At 47.5% G+C, this 17,788-nt stretch carries 12 protein-coding genes; 7 read left to right on the forward strand and 5 right to left on the reverse strand.

What is annotated here, in order from left to right; translation table 11 throughout:
- Positions 1–43 precede the first annotated feature (43 nt).
- From MWL85_RS00150 to MWL85_RS00170, 5 genes are all read right to left on the reverse strand, one after another.
- Positions 44–1,396, reverse strand: coding sequence for a Na(+)-translocating NADH-quinone reductase subunit A (locus tag MWL85_RS00150; RefSeq protein WP_244400823.1), 1,353 nt, complete (start codon positions 1,394–1,396; stop codon positions 44–46).
- A 141-nt stretch (positions 1,397–1,537) separates the two neighbouring features.
- Positions 1,538–2,206 carry a ComEA family DNA-binding protein gene (locus tag MWL85_RS00155; RefSeq protein WP_244400825.1) on the reverse strand — a complete coding sequence of 223 codons (669 nt, stop codon included), beginning with the start codon at positions 2,204–2,206 and terminating at the stop codon, positions 1,538–1,540.
- A 3-nt stretch (positions 2,207–2,209) separates the two neighbouring features.
- On the reverse strand, positions 2,210–2,878 hold the full coding sequence (locus MWL85_RS00160; protein ID WP_394802104.1) for an ABC transporter ATP-binding protein: 669 nt from the start codon (positions 2,876–2,878) through the stop codon (positions 2,210–2,212).
- A gap of 4 nt (positions 2,879–2,882) precedes the next feature.
- The gene (locus MWL85_RS00165) at positions 2,883–3,608 is read right to left on the reverse strand and encodes a tRNA threonylcarbamoyladenosine dehydratase (RefSeq protein ID WP_244400826.1); all 726 of its coding nucleotides are present in this window, start codon (positions 3,606–3,608) and stop codon (positions 2,883–2,885) included.
- A 2,044-nt stretch (positions 3,609–5,652) separates the two neighbouring features.
- Complete coding sequence (locus MWL85_RS00170; RefSeq protein WP_244400173.1) at positions 5,653–6,702, reverse strand: IS110 family RNA-guided transposase; 1,050 nt, start codon at positions 6,700–6,702, stop codon at positions 5,653–5,655.
- A gap of 963 nt (positions 6,703–7,665) precedes the next feature.
- On the opposite strand from MWL85_RS00170, the gene MWL85_RS00175 reads away from it, so the two are divergent.
- The 7 genes from MWL85_RS00175 to MWL85_RS00205 all read left to right on the forward strand — a co-directional run bounded on the left by MWL85_RS00175 (position 7,666) and on the right by MWL85_RS00205 (position 17,780).
- Positions 7,666–9,324, forward strand: a complete 1,659-nt coding sequence (locus tag MWL85_RS00175) for a BACON domain-containing protein (protein ID WP_018029057.1) — start codon at positions 7,666–7,668, stop codon at positions 9,322–9,324.
- Between the two features lie 132 nt (positions 9,325–9,456).
- A complete protein-coding gene (locus MWL85_RS00180; RefSeq protein ID WP_021903554.1) occupies positions 9,457–12,225 on the forward strand; it encodes a S8 family serine peptidase in 2,769 nt (922 codons plus the stop codon).
- 37 nt (positions 12,226–12,262) lie between these two features.
- Positions 12,263–13,231, forward strand: coding sequence for a PorV/PorQ family protein (locus MWL85_RS00185; RefSeq protein ID WP_040576091.1), 969 nt, complete (start codon positions 12,263–12,265; stop codon positions 13,229–13,231).
- A gap of 139 nt (positions 13,232–13,370) precedes the next feature.
- The gene (locus tag MWL85_RS00190; RefSeq protein WP_244400828.1) at positions 13,371–14,060 is read left to right on the forward strand and encodes an ABC transporter ATP-binding protein; all 690 of its coding nucleotides are present in this window, start codon (positions 13,371–13,373) and stop codon (positions 14,058–14,060) included.
- Positions 14,061–14,065: 5 nt separating this feature from the next.
- Positions 14,066–15,355: an ABC transporter permease gene (locus MWL85_RS00195; RefSeq protein ID WP_244400830.1), complete on the forward strand. Its 1,290-nt coding sequence runs from the start codon at positions 14,066–14,068 to the stop codon at positions 15,353–15,355.
- A 5-nt stretch (positions 15,356–15,360) separates the two neighbouring features.
- Positions 15,361–16,635 carry an ABC transporter permease gene (locus MWL85_RS00200; protein WP_244400832.1) on the forward strand — a complete coding sequence of 425 codons (1,275 nt, stop codon included), beginning with the start codon at positions 15,361–15,363 and terminating at the stop codon, positions 16,633–16,635.
- A 23-nt stretch (positions 16,636–16,658) separates the two neighbouring features.
- On the forward strand, positions 16,659–17,780 hold the full coding sequence (locus MWL85_RS00205; RefSeq protein ID WP_070707566.1) for an efflux RND transporter periplasmic adaptor subunit: 1,122 nt from the start codon (positions 16,659–16,661) through the stop codon (positions 17,778–17,780).
- Positions 17,781–17,788: the final 8 nt, after the last annotated feature.

Raw genomic sequence — 17,788 nt, forward strand, 5'->3', positions numbered from 1 at the left:
AGTAAATCCTTATATCGTTATTCTTTATATTCCATTCAGTAGACTAGTTGAGCTCCTTGTAGAGTTGGTCTAGTCCCTTGCGGATAATGTATTGGAGCTCCAGTTTGGAGGTGTCCACAAACTCACAAAGTGCGAAGTCCTCTGGTGCCACTTCATAGATGCCTAGCTCCTCCATCTTGTCGATATCAAAGGCGATAACCGACTTGATGAGATACTCAGGGAAGATATCGAGTGGGAAGACCTTATCGTACTCGTTGCTCACAATGATCGCTCTTGGACCACCCTTGATACGGGCGTCGAGGTCGTGAGGTCGTGAGGTGCCGAAGAATGCACTTGGATAGCTCCTATTGACGCTAAAGCGCTTAGGGCTAATGGAGGCCCAACCAAATAGCTCATTAGTCTCATCACCCTCTGGGATAGCAGTGATCAGGCTGTGGAATGGGCTGAGGTGTCGGTAGTCACCGATCACCTGAGTGCCAGTGAGTACATTGCCATCGATTAGACGAACCTTTCCGCGCTTGGTATCCAGCTTATTTTGGCAAAGCTGAGCCACATCAGCACCAGCGATCACCTTGGCATATCCAGCACTCTCCATGCGAGAGCCAGCAAATACCACCTTACGGCTCAAGTCTACCTTGCCAGTAGCTAGGAAGCGACCGAGTAGAGCCAGCTCAGTGATGCCGATAACCCATACATTCTCCCCCTTACTAATAGGTCTTGTGTGATTGATCACCACACTTGCATTGCCAATAGGGTGAGGGCCTTGCATCTCGTGGATCTCGCAGTTGGTCAGAGAAAGACCACTACCAGCCTTAGTGCTGATATGTACCCTGCCGATGGTCAAACGGCTGAGTAGATCTACCGCCTTCTGTAGGTAGGGCTTATCCTCTGCGATGAGCTCTAGGGCATCGCCCTCCAATGGAGCACTCTGGTAAGCCGTTACATAGATGTCTCTTGGCGTCTTGGTAGGATCCACTACTCTATCATAAGGGCGATTGCGGAAGAGTGCCAAAAAGCCACTCTCTCCGAGTAGAGCGAGCACCTCCTCGGTGCTTTTGCTCTCAATGCCTTGAGTATCAAACTGCTTGTACTCAATGGTCGTGTCGGGCTTCACCTCAATATAGAGGATCTTGCGCTTCGCACCACGACACACTTGGGTCACCTCACCACTAACAGGGGCTGTCAGCTTGAGCATTGGCGCCTCCTTGTGATAAAGCAGTGGCGAGCCTGCTTGTACACGGTCACCTACCTGCACCTCTAGCCTAGGCACAAACCCAGGGAAGTTGTCGGGCGATACACCGTACGAATGGACTTCTCCCACACTCACCTCTACTTTGGGAGCTTCTCCCACAAGGCGGATGTCGAGTCCTTTCTTGGTCTTAATTACATTAGCCATATAGTTCTTATAAGAAACTTATTAAAGTATTATTCCTTGCAAACTTACTATTTTTTAGAGTAACCCACACCTTTTTCCGAAACTTTGTGGCTTTACTCGTTACTATTAGAGGGGAAAGTGTAAAAAAGCATTATCCCAAGGCTACTTGAGGGGGAGGTAGGGGGCAAGGCGAAGGGAGTCGTCTGTGGAGAATTGTCCGCTCTCCATCAGGGCCTTCCATGTGGGCTCTTGGCCACTGCGGAGTATCTCCTTGAGCACCCTGGTGTGGCGCCATTGGAGGTAGGGGTGGCGAGGGATGCTATCTCGGCTAATGTCGAGTGGGGTGGGGGCGGTCTCTATCCGAAAGAAAGGGGCAATCTGATCGTATCGCTCCCGATCCATACCATAAACCTCCTGCAACTGCTCCACCACGTAGTAGCCACCTAGCAGCTCGCGATACTTGTAGATCCGTCGAGCAAAAGCAGTACCAATCCCTGGTACTCGGGTCAGAAGAAGGGTATCAGCACTATTGAGATCTATCGTGGCTCCCTTCTCTAGCTTTTTGGGGTAGTGGGCACGTTCTGGTGGACCAGGGTATCGTGATGTGCGGATAGGAGCAGAACTAGCCGTTGTCTTTGGCTCTGCTTGCAGCGTGTCCGAGGGGCTCTTTGTCTCAATATATATAGTATCGCGAACCTGGTGAGCTTGCACTTCATTACTCTTTACGCTGGCACTACTTTGCCCACTAAAGTAGACGTAGACGATCAGCCCCAGTAGCAATACCAGTAGCCAAATCAGTACCTTGCGATCGCCTTTTGTGATCCCACCCATAGCCTACTCTTTAATAATGCCATCCTCTAGCTTGATGGTGCGGTGGGTGACCGCCGAGATCTGAGGGTCGTGCGAAACGATTAAGAACGTCTGACCCTCCTCCTCATTCAATTGGTGAAAGATAGCATGGAGCTCTCTCCGATTGTCACTGTCAAGTGCCCCCGTTGGTTCATCTGCCAAGATCAGGAGTGGGTCGTTGATCAGTGCCCTTGCCACGGCTACTCGCTGCTTTTCCCCACCACTCAGTTTGGCAGGTCTGTGCTGAAGGCGATGGCTCATGCCAAGTTTGTCAAGGATCACCTTTGCTTTTGCCAACGACTCCTTCTTGCTCACCCCTGCAATCATACTCGGGATAGCCACATTCTCTATCGCTGTAAATTCGGGTAAAAGCTGGTGCGATTGAAAGACAAAGCCCATCTGCCGATTGCGGAAGTCCGACTGCTCGTCACGACTAAGCTGGTGCACCTTCACCCCGTTGATCTCTACACTTCCACGGTCAGGCTTATCCAGAGTGCCAATGATTTGTAGCAACGTGGTTTTTCCCGCCCCACTGGCACCTACAATCGCCACAATCTCCCCCTCCTGCACGTCCATATCTATCCCCTTTAGGATCTCCAGCTTCCCGAAGCTTTTGTGGAGACCCTCCACTTTGATCAGTGTCTTTGCTCCCATTCCTTTACTTAATCAGATGGTCAATAGCTACATAAGCGGCATAGCAACCAGCAACGGCCGGATTGTAGGCAATCGTCCCAGTGATCGACTTCTTATTCTGTTCCCCCTCTGTCACCACAATGGCATGCTCGTGGGGTAACTCCTCAGAGTAAACCACGGGAAACTTTAGCGATACCTCCAGTCGCCTTAGCCGCTTCCGAATCATGCGTGCCAGTGGGCAGTTCTTCGCCTTGTCCATCCGTCCTATCTTTAGTTGGCGAGGATCCAGCTTCGCCCCCGTGCCCATAACACTCACGAAGGGGATCTCACGCTCCACCAGGGCTTTGATCAGATGCACCTTCGGGCTGAGCGTATCAATGGCATCAATCACAAAACTGTAAGGAGCCGCATCGAGTAGCTCAAATGTATCCTCATCGCGGACAAATTGAGCCCTCACCTCTAGGTCGATATCGGGGTTGATATCCCTAATCCGTTCGCTCCAAAGCTCCGCCTTACCCCGCCCGATAGTGCTGTGCAGTGCAATCAATTGCCGATTGATATTGCTGCTGTGGACGCTATCACTATCCACAATCGTCAGCTTACCAATCCCCGTGCGGGCCAACATCTCGGCAGCATAGCCACCTACACCACCAAGACCCACCAAAAGCACATGGCTCCCCCGTAGCTTCTCCAGTTGTTCGCTACCGAGGAGCAACTCCGTTCGGCTCTGCCACTCTCTCTCTTCATTCATATCCACAAAGGTAATAAAATAAACCTTGCCACCCGACATACACCTTATATATATATGTCGGATGAAGATCAAAGAATACCCCGAAGGGGTTTCATATACACCACAGCCTATATATAATATATGTAAAAAAGCACCCGTCAGGGTGCCACTCAGCTAGCCCCCAGTCAAGGCTCGTAGAGCCGAAGACTGGCGGGTAAAAGGCGGGATATATCATTCGACCCTTGTGGTCGCACTTGGATGGGCTTGTGCGACCACAAGGGTCGTGGAGGTGAGGGTGCCTCGTTTCCCGCCGGTCGTTCGGGGGCGTTTGCCCCCTCCGACGCGGGGGCTAGCTGAATGGCACCCTGACGGGTGTTCTATTTGACTTGTCCGACTCGTCCGATTCGTCCGACTCGTCCGATATAGGTGCCCTAGGCATAGCCCCCCCCTCCCCGATAAAGCCCACATAAAAATAGTCAGCAGGGAGAGTCTCTAGGCTCTCACTGCTGACCATTTATAAGGCGTGCGCCGAGGAAATTGTAAAAACTCCGAAATTAAGGATTTGAGGATGGCTAATGCTCTGAAATCCACCGGTACCCACAAGGAGTACACTGCCCGAAGGCAGTCGAGGCCAGTCATCACATCAGTCCAATGATCTCGGAACTGTAATATATTGATGAGTTTCGCATTTGCTCGACGCACGTTGTCTCTACATCTATCCTCCCATACCAAGTAGCCCTCTGGCCTCCCTTGCTATCACAAAGATAGCTTTTATTTCCAACAACACCAAATCCTAAGCCCTAGAATATCAGTGGTTGCACATTAGAAAGGTATAACCGTATGGTTTTTATCGGGGCACCTATAAGTAAGGACCTCGGCAGAGGTCCGTGCTAAATAGGCACAGGTCGAGGGCAAAGCCCGAAGACCTGTGTATAGATAGGTGTAAAATACCCTTACGACCCCTCAACCGGGGTCAAGGAGGTGTGAATATGCTCATGCACACAGGTCGTTCGGGGCTAACGCCCCTCCGACGCGGGGGCTAGCTGAGTGGCACCCTCGCGGGTGCTCTAATTGACTTGTCCGACTCGTCTGACCAGTCCGACCTGTCCAACTTGTCCGATAGAGATCCAAGAAAACCCCGAAGGGGTTTCATGGCCTATTAACCCAAGCTTCCCCCTGAAGGCGAACGACAGTGAGCCTGAAGGAGAAGCTTGGGTAGGGAGGTCACCGCTACCACGCTACCCCGAAGGGGTTGCATATACTCCAACGCCTACGGAGGTGAAAGTGCAACCCCTTCGGGGTAGTTGGCTACGGTTGTCGCTCTTCCCAACCTTCTCCTCGGCAGGTACGCTATGCATACCTGCCGAGGGGGAAGGCTGGGTTAATAGGCCATGGAAGCCCTTCGGGCTTCGTCGGTCCACCCCGATTGAGGAGAAACGATAATTCACCTCCACGAGGTCCTTTTTTTGTAGGGTGCCTTTTGAATAGGTAAGGGAGCGCCTTGGAAAGACTGTTGTTCGAAGGGCGAATTTTTCCCCTAGGATGGGGGCAAAAGTTTAGTTGCAACTAACCATTTGCTTAGTTGCAACTAAACAAATGACGAGATGCAACTAAGCAATCGCTGAGATGCAACTAAACTGACACTAATATATGGTGTTGAATATCAGCTTGTTAGAAATCGCCTTTTTTGGTGATCTGAACGTGCTATTATCAGCAGGAGTTACGCATTAGAGGTATCTACTTAAGTTATAGTATTAATATGATTAGCTTGTACAGGACAGATGGGTAAGGACCTCGGAGAGGTCCGATTTGTTGTAGCCCTGTGTCGGAGGGCGTAGCCCGAACGACCAGGGGAAACAATTATTCACGTATATATTCGACCCCTTGCGGGTCGGACAATAAGGTCTAGGGCATCAAAATTAATCCTTGAATAGGTTGTCCGACCCACAAGGTGTCGTAAATTTTGGCTGCCTTCTTTACCCCCATTCATTTGCTCTACGAGCCTCGAATGGGGGCAATCTATGATCACCACCAAATTTATATGGTTAAAAAGTGTTATTTCGACCTATGCTCGTTTTGCGTCATAATCAGAATAGAATTTGGTCCTTCTCGTGGCGATTGTAAAGGCAACCGTAAGTAGCTTGTTTTTGATGTTGTTCATAATGAGCAAATGTGGCTTGCCTTTGCTCTTCAGCTTTTTCTTGTAGTCTATGAACTTCGAGTTGAATCTGCTCGCAGAGAGTGCCGCCATATGTAAAAGACTTGCAAAATAAGGGTCGGCAAACCAACTCCTATGATTGCCATTTTGGACGGATGTACCTGACTGATTCGGGTGTGGAGAGACCCCTAAAAAGCAGGCAAGTTGCTTGGGGTTATCGAACCTTGTAAACCCTCGAGTAACAACGATCAAAAGAAGGCTTGTGATCTTCCCGATACCTGGTATGCTCAGTAGGCATTTATGGATCTCATTAAGCTCCTCATTGGCTTTGATGATTTCCACCATTTTAGCCTCAATAGCTTTGATTTCTTTCTTCAGAAACCTCTCCTGCTTCTCTAAGCGTTGGATCATGAACTTTAGCGTCTCATCATTGGGTTCTGACTTAAGAATATGCTTATACTCTTTTATCTGACACTTCAATCGCGCTCTTTCTCTCACCTGTCCATATCGGTATGAATAAAGTCTCTCTAAGCTCTCCATATCCTTAGATAGGGGCTTATAGAGCCTAATCTGATCGCGAAAGCGATAGAAGTAGTAAGCGATCTTTTCTGCGTCTATCTTATCGGTCTTGTCGCGAACAATCTTGCCACTACCACATTTGATCGAATAAGCATTTTGTAAGGAGCAATCAATCCCCAGCACATAAAGCTGTTTAGGCAGCGTGATGCTATAGTTACCTGTATCTTCTCCACCTACGAGAACAGAGGAATAGTCGCCAGACAATGCACAAGTCTTATTCAGCCATTTTACAAATCGCTTACAACCCGGCACATCGTTTTTGAACTGCTCATTACCAATGATCTTTGGATCAATAGAGCTCTCTTCAGATACCTTGAGGATAGCTGCGTCAAATGTTTCTTTTGAGAAATCAATTCCCACAAATAATTTTTTATTCATAACTTTGTACATGTAGTGATTAGATAGCCATTAGTCGAACGATAGCTGTTTGTACTCAAGCTGTAAATAGGAGTGAAATCCTAACAATCTATATAGTATCCAACAGCGTGATTAGGTGTCCTTACTGCCCCCAATAGGTTCTATGACCTCGCTACGGTATTAAGGTTTCTCACCTAATCGACTAATGGCTATCTTTCTACAACAAAGATACGACATTAGTCTCGCTATTAGACTATTTTTACTGGCTATTTCATCTTTGATATACCCTTTATCTACGCATTTGAATTTAACTTTTTTTGTTTGATTTTGGCGGGCTCGATAAACTCGCCCGGGCTACCTGCAAACTTACAGCTACGACAAATCGGACCTCCTCGCGGAGGTCCTTACCCATCGACTCTCTGATGAATGTCTCGTGATAAGACCTTTCTAATGTTTAACCCATGGTGCTATTATCAGGCACACACATTATATTATATATATAGGGGTATTTATCTTCGTAGAGTCTCTTGTGTGTATGGGTTACAAATTAGAATAGTCTTACTGAGTTGCATCCACCGGATAGTCTATAAGTAATGACCTCCCACGAGGGGGAGGTCATTCACGATAAGACCTTTCTAATGCTTAACCCATGGTGCTATTATCAGGCACACACATTATATATATAGGAGTATTCATCTTCGTTCACCCTCTATTGTGAAATATCTAAGAGTTCCTAAGTGCTAAACTATTAAATTGCAATGTGGAGTTTTAAAATACCAAATTAGTATTAATTTCCTTTAGAATTATTTGGTGAATCAATATGTTTTACCTACATTTGTTGAGCGAGATACTAAGTACCTAGAGTTGTTATATATGTGTTGCGATGACTTGATAATGAAAGGAATGCTTAGCTACTAGCAAAAAACGAGTATTACTAATGTGCTGAGCAATCAGTGCGAATTTTTAACTATTTTATCAAAAACTATGAAACAGATTAACTACCTGGCCGCTTTGGCGGTAACGTTGCTGATCGGGATGTTAACATCCTGTGCGCCTAAGGATGATGGACCAGAAGAGGCAACTTTGTCACTCTCTGCTACTTCTGTCACTATTCCTAATGCTGGTGGCGAAGCCCAAGCTATCACTGTAACCACTAATCAAGTTAAGTGGAATGCTATTTCCAATGCTGATTGGATCAAGACCACCGTTTCTGGTAATAGCCTACAGATCGTGGCTATGCCTAATGAGGCTGGAAAGGACCGTGCCGCTCAAGTACTGGTAGTAGCTGGTTCAACTAGCGAAAAGGTAGAGGTAATACAAACTGCTGCTGACATTTCTTTGGAAGTTTCTCCTGAGACCATCGTTGTGCCTAATTCAGGTGCAAGCAAGCTGATCAGCGTGAAGAGCAATTCTGGTGCGTGGACACTAGATATTGATGAGGCTGCTCAGGCTTGGATCAAGCAGAATGTATTCAATGATATGATTGAGCTGGAGATCGCTGCTAATGATGGCGAACCTCGTGAGGCTAAGCTCTATGCTAAGAGTGGCACCTTGCAAAAGGAGATCACCGTACAGCAGGCAGGTAAGGGTGCAGGGTTCCATACTCCACTCCTCACTAATAGCTACCCAACTCAGTATCAATTGCTTTCATATGAAAAAGAGCAAGGATCCTTCCTTATGAGCTACTCAGCACCAAGTGCAGGATTGCCAAGTTGGGGTATTCCACCAAGTGGTGCTATGTACGAATTTGTTACAAGTTGTGAATTCTTGCCTACCTTAACCTATATCTTCAATTACGAAGGCTCTTATCTTGAGACGATTCAATATGTTAGTACTTTGAGTTTTGAGAAGTTCAAAGAAACTGGGTACATTGAGTTCGTAGAGAAAGATCTAGGCTATACTCTTGACAAGTCTGGTGAAATCTATAAGGGCACGAAGGAAGTAACTGATCCAAAGGGCAATGTACTTAAGTACAAGTTGCTTATAGGTGAAGCAAAGGGCAAGGCAGCTGTCGTATTCCAAATGCCAACACCTCCAGATCCAGAGCAACCAAAGGCTTATCCTACTTACGGCGAAGTGCCTCTTGATAATATGTTAGTTCATGTTGCTACCCCAACAAAGGTGGGTTGGAAGATTGATGATGTTAAAAAATATGAGGCAGAAAATAATGGCACTCTAGAGGCCGAGAAAAAAGATCCAAAAGACAATATTAAATATGCTAGCTTTAATGTTAAGTCAACTCTTCCATTGATGCATCAGTATTGGTTTGTAAGTTCAGAGGACAAGGGTCGTGATAGCCAGATAGGTCAACTGGATGCCCTCGGTCAATTGGATGCTGACTTCAATCGTGTATTCTGGAAGGAGGAAACGAAGGGAAGTTATTACCTAACTAAGGAATTCAAAGAATTGATGGAGAAGAATGGCTACGAATTCGTTGCTTTCCAAACTCCTTATCATTGGTTCCAAAAGGATGACAGAGTAGTTGGGGTAAGCGTACAGAACTATAAAGACTTTAACGATGGTAAGGATGTTATCAGAGTTCAGGCTTATGTTGACGCAGAAGCTTCTTCAATGGAGAAGTATCTACTACACAAAGATAGAAGTGCTATGATTTATAGGCATTTCGTTGAAAGACCTATGTAATTTTGTGGTCTGCCTTTAGATTAAAAGGATTCAAGATTACTTGTTAAACTTAGTGCCCCACTTTTTATGGTATGTGAGATTATACAGACCTAAGGAGTGGGGCCTTTAAATAATCAAAATTAAGACTTACAGATGAAAAGATACATTTGGTTGTTATCATCGCTTATTATCCTTTTTGCAGGTTGTAAGAATGATAGAGTGATGCATCAAGAGGATGTTTCTGAACAAGCTACCGAACAAGGCTTAAGGACAGAAGCTTCTGAGAACTTGTTAATTTATGGCAAACCACTTCCAGGGAAAGTGGTCATCAAGGTTTCTAGGGAGTTGCAAGGTGAAATGGAAATCTCTAGGATGGGTGACATTCAAATGAATAACGTCCCCACGCCACTTGGCACCGCATTGAATAGGCTCCAAGCCTCTAAAATGGAGCGTCTATTCCGTGTAGACCCTCGTTTTGAAGAGCGCAAAAAGCGAGAGGGCTTGGACCTCTGGTATGAGGTGACCATAGATAAAGATATGGATATGGTGATGGCACTCCAGACCATGAGTGAAGTGACTGGAGTTGACGTGGTGGAGTACGAGCCTGAGGCCATGATGTTGAGCGATCACACCAATCCTATTTTTGATATGCTAGGATTTAGAGACCGAAGCTCAAAAATGCCATTTAATGATCCACTACTGAGCCAGCAGTGGCACTACAATAATACAGGTAGTATGGGCAGAAGTGTTATGGGTGCTGATATCAACCTTTTCCGCGCTTGGGAGATCACTACAGGAACCCCAAATGTGATTGTCTGCGTAGAGGATGGTGGTGTGGATATCACCCATAAGGATATCAAGGATAATCTCTGGATTAACGAAGCCGAGCTCAATGGAGAAGAGGGCGTTGATGATGATGGCAATGGATACATAGACGACGTTTATGGCTACAACTTTGCTGATAACAAAGGTGGCGCCCCTGTTCCAGATGCTGACTTCCATGGAACTCACGTGGCGGGTACCGTAGCAGCACGCAATAATAATGGTATTGGTGTCTGCGGTGTCGCTGGTGGTGACGGTACGCCAAATTCTGGTGTAAGGATTATGAGTACTGGTGTATTCTCTGGTAAGAGAGGGCAAGGTGGTTTTGCAAAGGCGTTTGTCTATGCTGCTGATAATGGGGCAGTCATCTCCCAGAACTCTTGGGGAAACCAAGCTCCAGGAAGAACTCCAGGCTCCTACCGTGATGCGATAGATTACTTTATCAAGTATGCTGGCTGTGACAATGATGGTAACCAGCTAGCTGACTCTCCAATGAAGGGGGGCGTGGTCATCATTGCTTCTGGAAATAGCAACTCAGAAGAGCGCTATGCTCCAGGTGAATATGGTCCCGCCATTGCAGTCAATGCAATGGGTCCAGATTTTACTAAAGCTGGTTATTCTAACTATGGTACGTGGACAGATATTACTGCCCCTGGTGGTGACCAAAGTAAGTTTGGCACAAAGGGAGGCGTCTTAAGTACGGTCAATGCTGATAATTATGATTGGTACAATGGTACCTCTATGGCGTGTCCTCACGTTTCTGGTGTAGCTGCTCTAGTGGTTTCACACAGAGGAGGCCCTGGCTTTACTGCCGCTCAATTGGAGCAATATCTACTAGCAGGTACTCATGATATTGATATGTATAATCCAGGGTATGAAGGCAAGTTGGGGGCTGGCTATATTGATGCCTACCTAGCACTCACCTTGGAGAATAAGAATAAGGCACCTGAGGCACCAAAGTTCTTGCCTGAAAAGTCTAAGGAGAATGACTTCTTAAGTGCTACTATCTACTGGCAAGTGCCTAAGGATGCTGATGATGGAGCTCCATCGAAGTATGAGCTTTATATCTCTGAGAAACCGCTGGATAAGAGTAATTACACCAAAGGAAGGCGTATTGGCAATCAGTCAGGCTTTGTGAGTGGTATGAATAAAGAGGCGGGTGAAGAGATGAGTTTTGATGTGTTTGGTCTAAAGCACAGCACTACCTATTACTTTGCTATTGTGGCGATAGACCGTTGGGGGTTGAAGAGTGCACCAGCCTTTATGGAGACCAAAACAAAAGTCAATAACCCTCCTGTGATTACCAATGTGCCTAAAGAGCCTATCACGGTATTTGATATCAAAGGTAAGGCTGAATATACACTAATGGTGAATGAGCCTGATGGACAGAAATGGGATGTTGCTTTTGAAGGCGAAACTTCAGGTGTAAGTCTGCGTAAGACTGATGAGGGGATCAAGGTAAGCATACGTCCAGTATTGGCACAGGGTGATTACACCTTTACGGTTGTCGTTACGGATGAATTGGGTACCTCTGGTTCCTTTGAGATTCCATTCCGCGTGATCAATGTGAAGGCTCCTGAACTGATTGAGAAGCTACCTAACACCTTGGTAGGTGTGGAGAATGATCCTCTGACGCTTGATATTAGCAAGGTCTTTAAGCCACAAGAGCTACTAGAATTTAGCTATAAGGTGAGCTCTAGCAATGGCTCTGTAGCCACTGCTGTGGTGGAGGGTTCTAAGCTGACTATCAAGGCGTTCCAGCCAGGTAAAACTACCATCACCATCACGGTATCCAACGGATATTATGAGACCCGTACTAGCTTTGAGGTATCGGTGACTAAGAACTTGGATAACGAAGTGTATGCAGTGTGGCCTCTTCCAATGAAGGAGAAGCTGAACCTATGGGTTAATCCTAAGAGCAATAAGCCAGTGATCACTATCTACACCATGACGGGTGAGAAGGTGATGGATAAGGCATTGCTCGTAGACCACGAAGGAATGTCGAGTGTGAAGGTGAAGAACCTAGCTCCTGGTACCTACAGAATCCGTGTCACTGGCACTGGAAAGAAGCCATTTGAGCAAGTGGTGCAGAAGAGATAACCCCGTTAAGTGGACTTAATTTAGAATTATGAACGTTATGAATACAAAGCCAATCATCGGGGCACTCTTCGCCCTTGCACTATCTATATGTTCGGGAGTCTCAATGCAGGCTCAGCAAAGCCGTGGATTGTCTTTCCTTGAGACCCAAACGGATGCTCGTGCAGCAGCTATGGGAAATGTTACCTTGACTAAAACCGATCGTAACTATCTCTACACCAACCCAGCTTCGATCTTTAATGGAGATACGAAGCTAACCGTCTCGGCCACTGGATTGATGTTCAAGACGCAGGAGAATGAGTTTGTAGAAGGAAAACTAGGCTTCGGTGCAGCATCTGTAGGGTATCGCTTTTTGGATCGCCATGTGATCTATGCTGGTTTTAGATACCAAGGTGGTATGAAGATCAAGGGCAACACTAATGATCAATGGGGTTATAGCAGAAAGAGCTATACTCCATTTGATTGGGCTGTGGATATGGGCTATGCCTTTAAGTTTAATAAGATGTTTGCAGCTTATGCCACAGGTAGCTTTATCCAAAGCTATACTGGACGTGTAGCCTATGCAGGAGCCTTTAGTGTCGGTGCCAACTGTTTGATCCCTATCTCTGCTAAGAGTGATATCAACGTGGGTGCTAGAGTAGCGGACTTTGGTGCACCTATCAACTATGCCAAGAATGAGTCGTATGCTCTGCCAACCAATATGCAGGTGACAGCAGACTATGGTCTTACTATCAGCGAAAACCATAAGCTACGTGCTGTAGTAGGGGGTAAGTATTACTTCCTGCCATATAAAGCACAAGTATTCCAGACCAATGTGGGTGCTGAGTATACGCTCTTCAATATCGCAAGTCTGCGTGCTGGCTATCAATATGGTAGCAAGGAGACGAGCCTTTGGAGTGTAGGTGCTGGTGTAGCTCTTTATGGTGCAAAGCTAGACTTTGGTTACCTTAAGTCGCTGAGTGACTTCGGGGCTGATAGACTGGTCCTCTCCTTGTCATTTGACTATTGATCTAAGAACTCTTTATCGCAACAAGAGCGTATAGGAGATTTCTCTTATACGCTCTTGTCGTCTCTTTTTGGAGGAGGAAGGTTGGTAGTTTGGGAAATATTATGGTACATTTGTGAAGTCCTAATGACACTAATATATTATGAATAGAGGTAGCAAGGCTATCATTGATGTACGGGGTCTTCACAAAACGTATCCAGGCTCTCAGCCGTTGCATGTGCTGAAAGGGGTGGATATGAGCGTCTATGATGGGGAGATGGTGGCATTGATGGGTGCCAGTGGTAGCGGCAAGAGTACGTTACTTAATATCTTAGGGATTCTCGATGAATACGACCAAGGGAGCTATCACCTAGATGGTCAATTGATCCAAAACCTTTCGGAAGAAGCCGCTGCTGAGATGAGGGGCCGTAAGATCGGCTTCGTCTTTCAGAGCTTTAATCTGATCTCGTTTAAGACGGCGGTGGAGAACGTGGCGTTGCCCCTATACTATCAAGGGGTTTCACAACGGGAGCGTATGCAGCTGGCGGAGGAGTACCTTGATCGAGTAGGCCTGCTTCAGTGGAAAGATCACCTGCCTAATGAGCTCTCGGGCGGTCAAAAGCAGAGGGTCTCTATGGCGAGAGCCCTTATCACAAAGCCCTCGATATTGCTGGCCGATGAGCCGACTGGTGCCCTTGATAGTAAGACAACGGTGGAGGTGATGGATCTGCTGAAGGAGATCAATCGAGACCAAGGGCTGACGATGCTGATCGTGACACACGAGCCAGGAGTGGCTGAGGCGTGTGAGCGTACCATACATATTAAGGATGGGCTGATTGTAGGGGAGGACTGAGTGCGATGATTGCGTATCTACAAGAATTAGCGAACTCCCTCCGGAATAATAAGCTCAGGACCTTCCTGACTGGCTTCTCTATCGCTTGGGGAATCATTATCCTCGTGGTGATGCTGGGAGCTGGTAAGGGGGTGGAGAATGGTATCCGCACAATGGTCAGTGCCGTAGGTGCCGACCAAGTGAAGATGGGGGTTTACTTCAATCAGACACAGACGGCGTACGGTGGCTATCAAGAGGGGCGACAGCTATTCATCACTCGCAATCAATTGGATTACCTTAGGGAGGTGTTTAGTGATCGGGTGACTTTAATGGAGCCTGAGTTTTCTTTCTTCTCTAATGGGAGTACCTCCTTTGCTTCTCAAATGCTGCAAATTCGGACCATTGGTTGGCCGGAGCAAAGTTTCGGCAAGTTGGAGCTGCGAGCAGGTCGGCTCTTTACGCATCAAGAGCATAATGAGCAGGAACGTGTGGTGCTGATATCGGATGGGCTGGTATCGAAGCTATTTGCCTCGGGCGTGGACCCTATAGGCGAACTTTTTACGGTGTTTGGAGCTACCTACCGGATCGTAGGGGTGGTGAAGTCGCCTTCGCCTTTCTTTGGAACCGCCTTTATCCCGCTAAATACTTTTGAAGGAATCCGGCCCAATGACTTTGTGCAGATCAAGAGTTTAGCGGTCTTCCCTAAGGCTGGTCAGGCAAAGGAGAGCGAGAAGCTGGCTGAGGACCTCGCCAGAGTAGCCCACCAAATAACTAGATCCGACCCTTCAGACACTTGGTCTATTTATGTGGATAATAGTAGCGATCAGGCTAAGACGATGGATATGATCTTCCTTAGCCTCCAGGTGCTTCTCTGGGTCATGGGGATTGGTAGCCTGAGTATCGGTACCATCGGAGTCTCCAACATCATGCATGTGACGGTGCAGGAGCGTATGAGGGAGATCGGTATTCGTAAGGCGATTGGTGCTAAGCCTCGGGATATCCTAAGGCTAGTGCTAGGGGAGAGCCTGCTCCTCTCTATGGTCGCAGGAGTGGTAGGGCTATTCCTGGGGATAGGCATCGTGAAGCTCATGGATTACCTTGCAATAGTCAATAAGTGGGGACAGCAGGAGATCCCTGTAGGCTTCTCGGCCGATGATGTGATGGTCCTTAGGCTATTCGAAAACCCCGAGGTGAATATGGGGGTAGCCATCGGGGCACTGATTGTGCTGGTGGTGGTCGGTGTGGTGGCTGGCTATGGTCCAGCCAAGAAAGCGATCAAGATACCGGCGGTAGTGGCGATGCGTGATATGAAATAGGGACTATGGGAATACTATTGAATAAAGAACTTTGGACCGAGATGCTCTACACGCTCAAACGCAATAAGCGTAGGAGTGTGGTCACTTCCCTTGGCGTCTTTGCGGGGATGTTTTTCTTTACCATCCTTACCAGTCTGAGCACAGGGTTGCGCAACTCTGCCTTCGGGATGCTCGAAGGGGTGAGTAGCGATGTGATTTATATTATTCCTGGTCGTACCACCAAGCCCTATCAAGGGTACAAGGCCAATCGTCCTGTACAGACTACCTATCGCGACTATCTCAATATCAAGAGCCAGTCTCGTATGCTCCAGGAAGTGGGGGCATTGACCAGTTTTGGTGTGAAAGATGCTTGGTCCAGTGTGCCGATACATGCCAATAATAAAAGTCTCTCGGCCAATGCTTATGGAGTGACGCCCAATCATTTTCAGGTGGCTGATGAGATGGTGGCACTGTATGGGCGTGTCCTGACTCCACAGGAGCTGGAGTCGGGTGCCCCTCTATGTATGGTGGGGCGTGAATTGGCGAAGCGCTTTTACGATAACATTGAGGAGATGATAGGCACCTACATCACGATTAATGGGGTGCCCTTCAAGGTGGTTGGGGTCACGCAGCCACTAGTGGATAATTTCTCGATTGGCAATATGGGATTGGAAGGGATTATGCTACCTTTTACGCTTGCTGTGGGCAATCAATTTGATAAGGAGATCAGTATCTATGCAGTGCCCAAAGCTGGTTATAGCGAGGAGGATGTACGTCGGGAGGTCTTTGAGATCCTTGCCCGCCGTCAGCAGCTCGACCCTACCGATACTGGAGCGATCATACCGATGAGTATGCAGTTGGTGACCAATATCTTTCAGATGATCGCTTCGGGCATCAATGTACTGGTCTGGATTGTGGGGATGGGTACGCTGATTACAGGTGTGATTAGTGTGAGTAATATCCTACTGGTGACGGTGCGAGAGCGACAGAGGGAGATCGGTGTTCGCCGTGCGATTGGTGCCAAGCCGAGGGATATCCGCAAGCAATTTATGTCGGAAGCGATCTTTATTATCGTAGTGGCAGGAGCACTTGGTATCTTACTCGGTTTGCTGGGGGCACTCGCTATTGGGGCAATAACGGAGCATACGGTGGTGGGTAATTACGTCACGCGACCTTATCCAAGTTTGGGACTACTGATACTTTCGGTGGTGATTATGGTGGTATCGGGTGTATTGGCAGGGCTATTGCCCGTCTACAAGGCACTACAGATCAAGGCTATTGATGCCATTAGAGATGAATAAAAATCAAAAACAATAGAGATATTATGGGCAGAGAGAAGAAAAGTAAAGGCATCGGTCGGTGGCTCCTTTGGGGGCTAGTAGCTATCGCAGTGATAGCCATTGTGGCGACGGTGCTAGTGAAAGGTCAGCCAAAGGGAGCTAGCTATCAATTGGTCACTCCTACCACAGGCGATACGGTGGTGCTCAGCACGGTGCTGACAGGGTCTATTGAGGCACGTGACGAGGTGAAGGTAAAGCCAGAGATGAATGGGATCGTCTCGGAGTTGCTTCACTTGCCGGGCGACTATGTGGAGGCTGGCGACTTGGTGGCACGCCTTAGCATTGTGCCTGATGTGGCGAATATCCAGAATGCTGCCTCGCGGGTGGAGAGTGCACGTGTGCGTCTGAAGCAGTTGGAGGAGGTATTGAAGCGCGACGAGCTACTCTATGAGCAGCAGATCCTCCCCAAGGAGAAGCTGGAGGCAAGTCAGGCAAATTATAAGAATGCGGAGATTGACCTCAATATCGCGGAGGAGACTCTTCAACTAGTTTCTACTGGTTCGAGCTCCAGCACTGCGAAGAAAAATAATACGATGGTGCGTGCGACGGTGAGTGGTACGATCCTAGAGCAACCAGTGAAGGTGGGGAATACGGTGATCCAAGCCAACGCCTTTAATGAAGGTACCACCATTATCTCTATTGCCGACCTCAAGGATCTGCTCTTTGTGGGTGAGGTAAATGAAAGCGATGTGAATAAGGTGAAGGTGGGTGCCGAGGTGCAGATCCATGTCGGTGCCATCAAGGGGCATACCTATCACGCTACTATAGAGTATGTATCACCTAAGGGGGTAGATAAGAATGGTACCATCCTATTTGAGGTGAAGGCGGCACTCGACTCAACGGATATTGAGGATATCAAGGTGGGCTTTAGCTCCAATGCCGAGGTGGTACTCGCCAAGAGCGAAGGGGTGATGACCATCCCAGAGAGTGCAGTGGTCTATCGTGGCGACCAAACCTTTGTGATGGTCTCTAAGAAAGGAGGAAGTAAGGAGGAGGACTTTACGGAGCAAGAGGTGAAGCTCGGTATCTCTGATGGTTTGAAAGTAGAGGTGAAGAGTGGGCTGACGGGTAAGGAGCAGCTCCGAGGTAACCCAGTCACTAAATAAGGTGGAGT

The organism is Porphyromonas somerae (genome assembly GCF_022845615.1).
GTDB classification, from domain to species: domain Bacteria; phylum Bacteroidota; class Bacteroidia; order Bacteroidales; family Porphyromonadaceae; genus Porphyromonas_A; species Porphyromonas_A somerae.

Bases quoted from the DNA above. Each gene is read 5' to 3' on its own strand.
- MWL85_RS00170 (WP_244400173.1), bottom strand. From the start codon at position 6,702: ATGAATAAAAAATTATTTGTGGGAATTGATTTCTCAAAAGAAACATTT.
- MWL85_RS00200 (WP_244400832.1), top strand. From the start codon at position 15,361: ATGGGAATACTATTGAATAAAGAACTTTGGACCGAGATGCTCTACACG.
- MWL85_RS00155 (WP_244400825.1), bottom strand. From the start codon at position 2,206: ATGGGTGGGATCACAAAAGGCGATCGCAAGGTACTGATTTGGCTACTG.
- MWL85_RS00150 (WP_244400823.1), bottom strand. From the start codon at position 1,396: ATGGCTAATGTAATTAAGACCAAGAAAGGACTCGACATCCGCCTTGTG.
- MWL85_RS00205 (WP_070707566.1), top strand. From the start codon at position 16,659: ATGGGCAGAGAGAAGAAAAGTAAAGGCATCGGTCGGTGGCTCCTTTGG.
- MWL85_RS00175 (WP_018029057.1), top strand. From the start codon at position 7,666: ATGAAACAGATTAACTACCTGGCCGCTTTGGCGGTAACGTTGCTGATC.
- MWL85_RS00160 (WP_394802104.1), bottom strand. From the start codon at position 2,878: ATGGGAGCAAAGACACTGATCAAAGTGGAGGGTCTCCACAAAAGCTTC.
- MWL85_RS00185 (WP_040576091.1), top strand. From the start codon at position 12,263: ATGAATACAAAGCCAATCATCGGGGCACTCTTCGCCCTTGCACTATCT.
- MWL85_RS00195 (WP_244400830.1), top strand. From the start codon at position 14,066: ATGATTGCGTATCTACAAGAATTAGCGAACTCCCTCCGGAATAATAAG.
- MWL85_RS00180 (WP_021903554.1), top strand. From the start codon at position 9,457: ATGAAAAGATACATTTGGTTGTTATCATCGCTTATTATCCTTTTTGCA.
- MWL85_RS00165 (WP_244400826.1), bottom strand. From the start codon at position 3,608: ATGAATGAAGAGAGAGAGTGGCAGAGCCGAACGGAGTTGCTCCTCGGT.
- MWL85_RS00190 (WP_244400828.1), top strand. From the start codon at position 13,371: ATGAATAGAGGTAGCAAGGCTATCATTGATGTACGGGGTCTTCACAAA.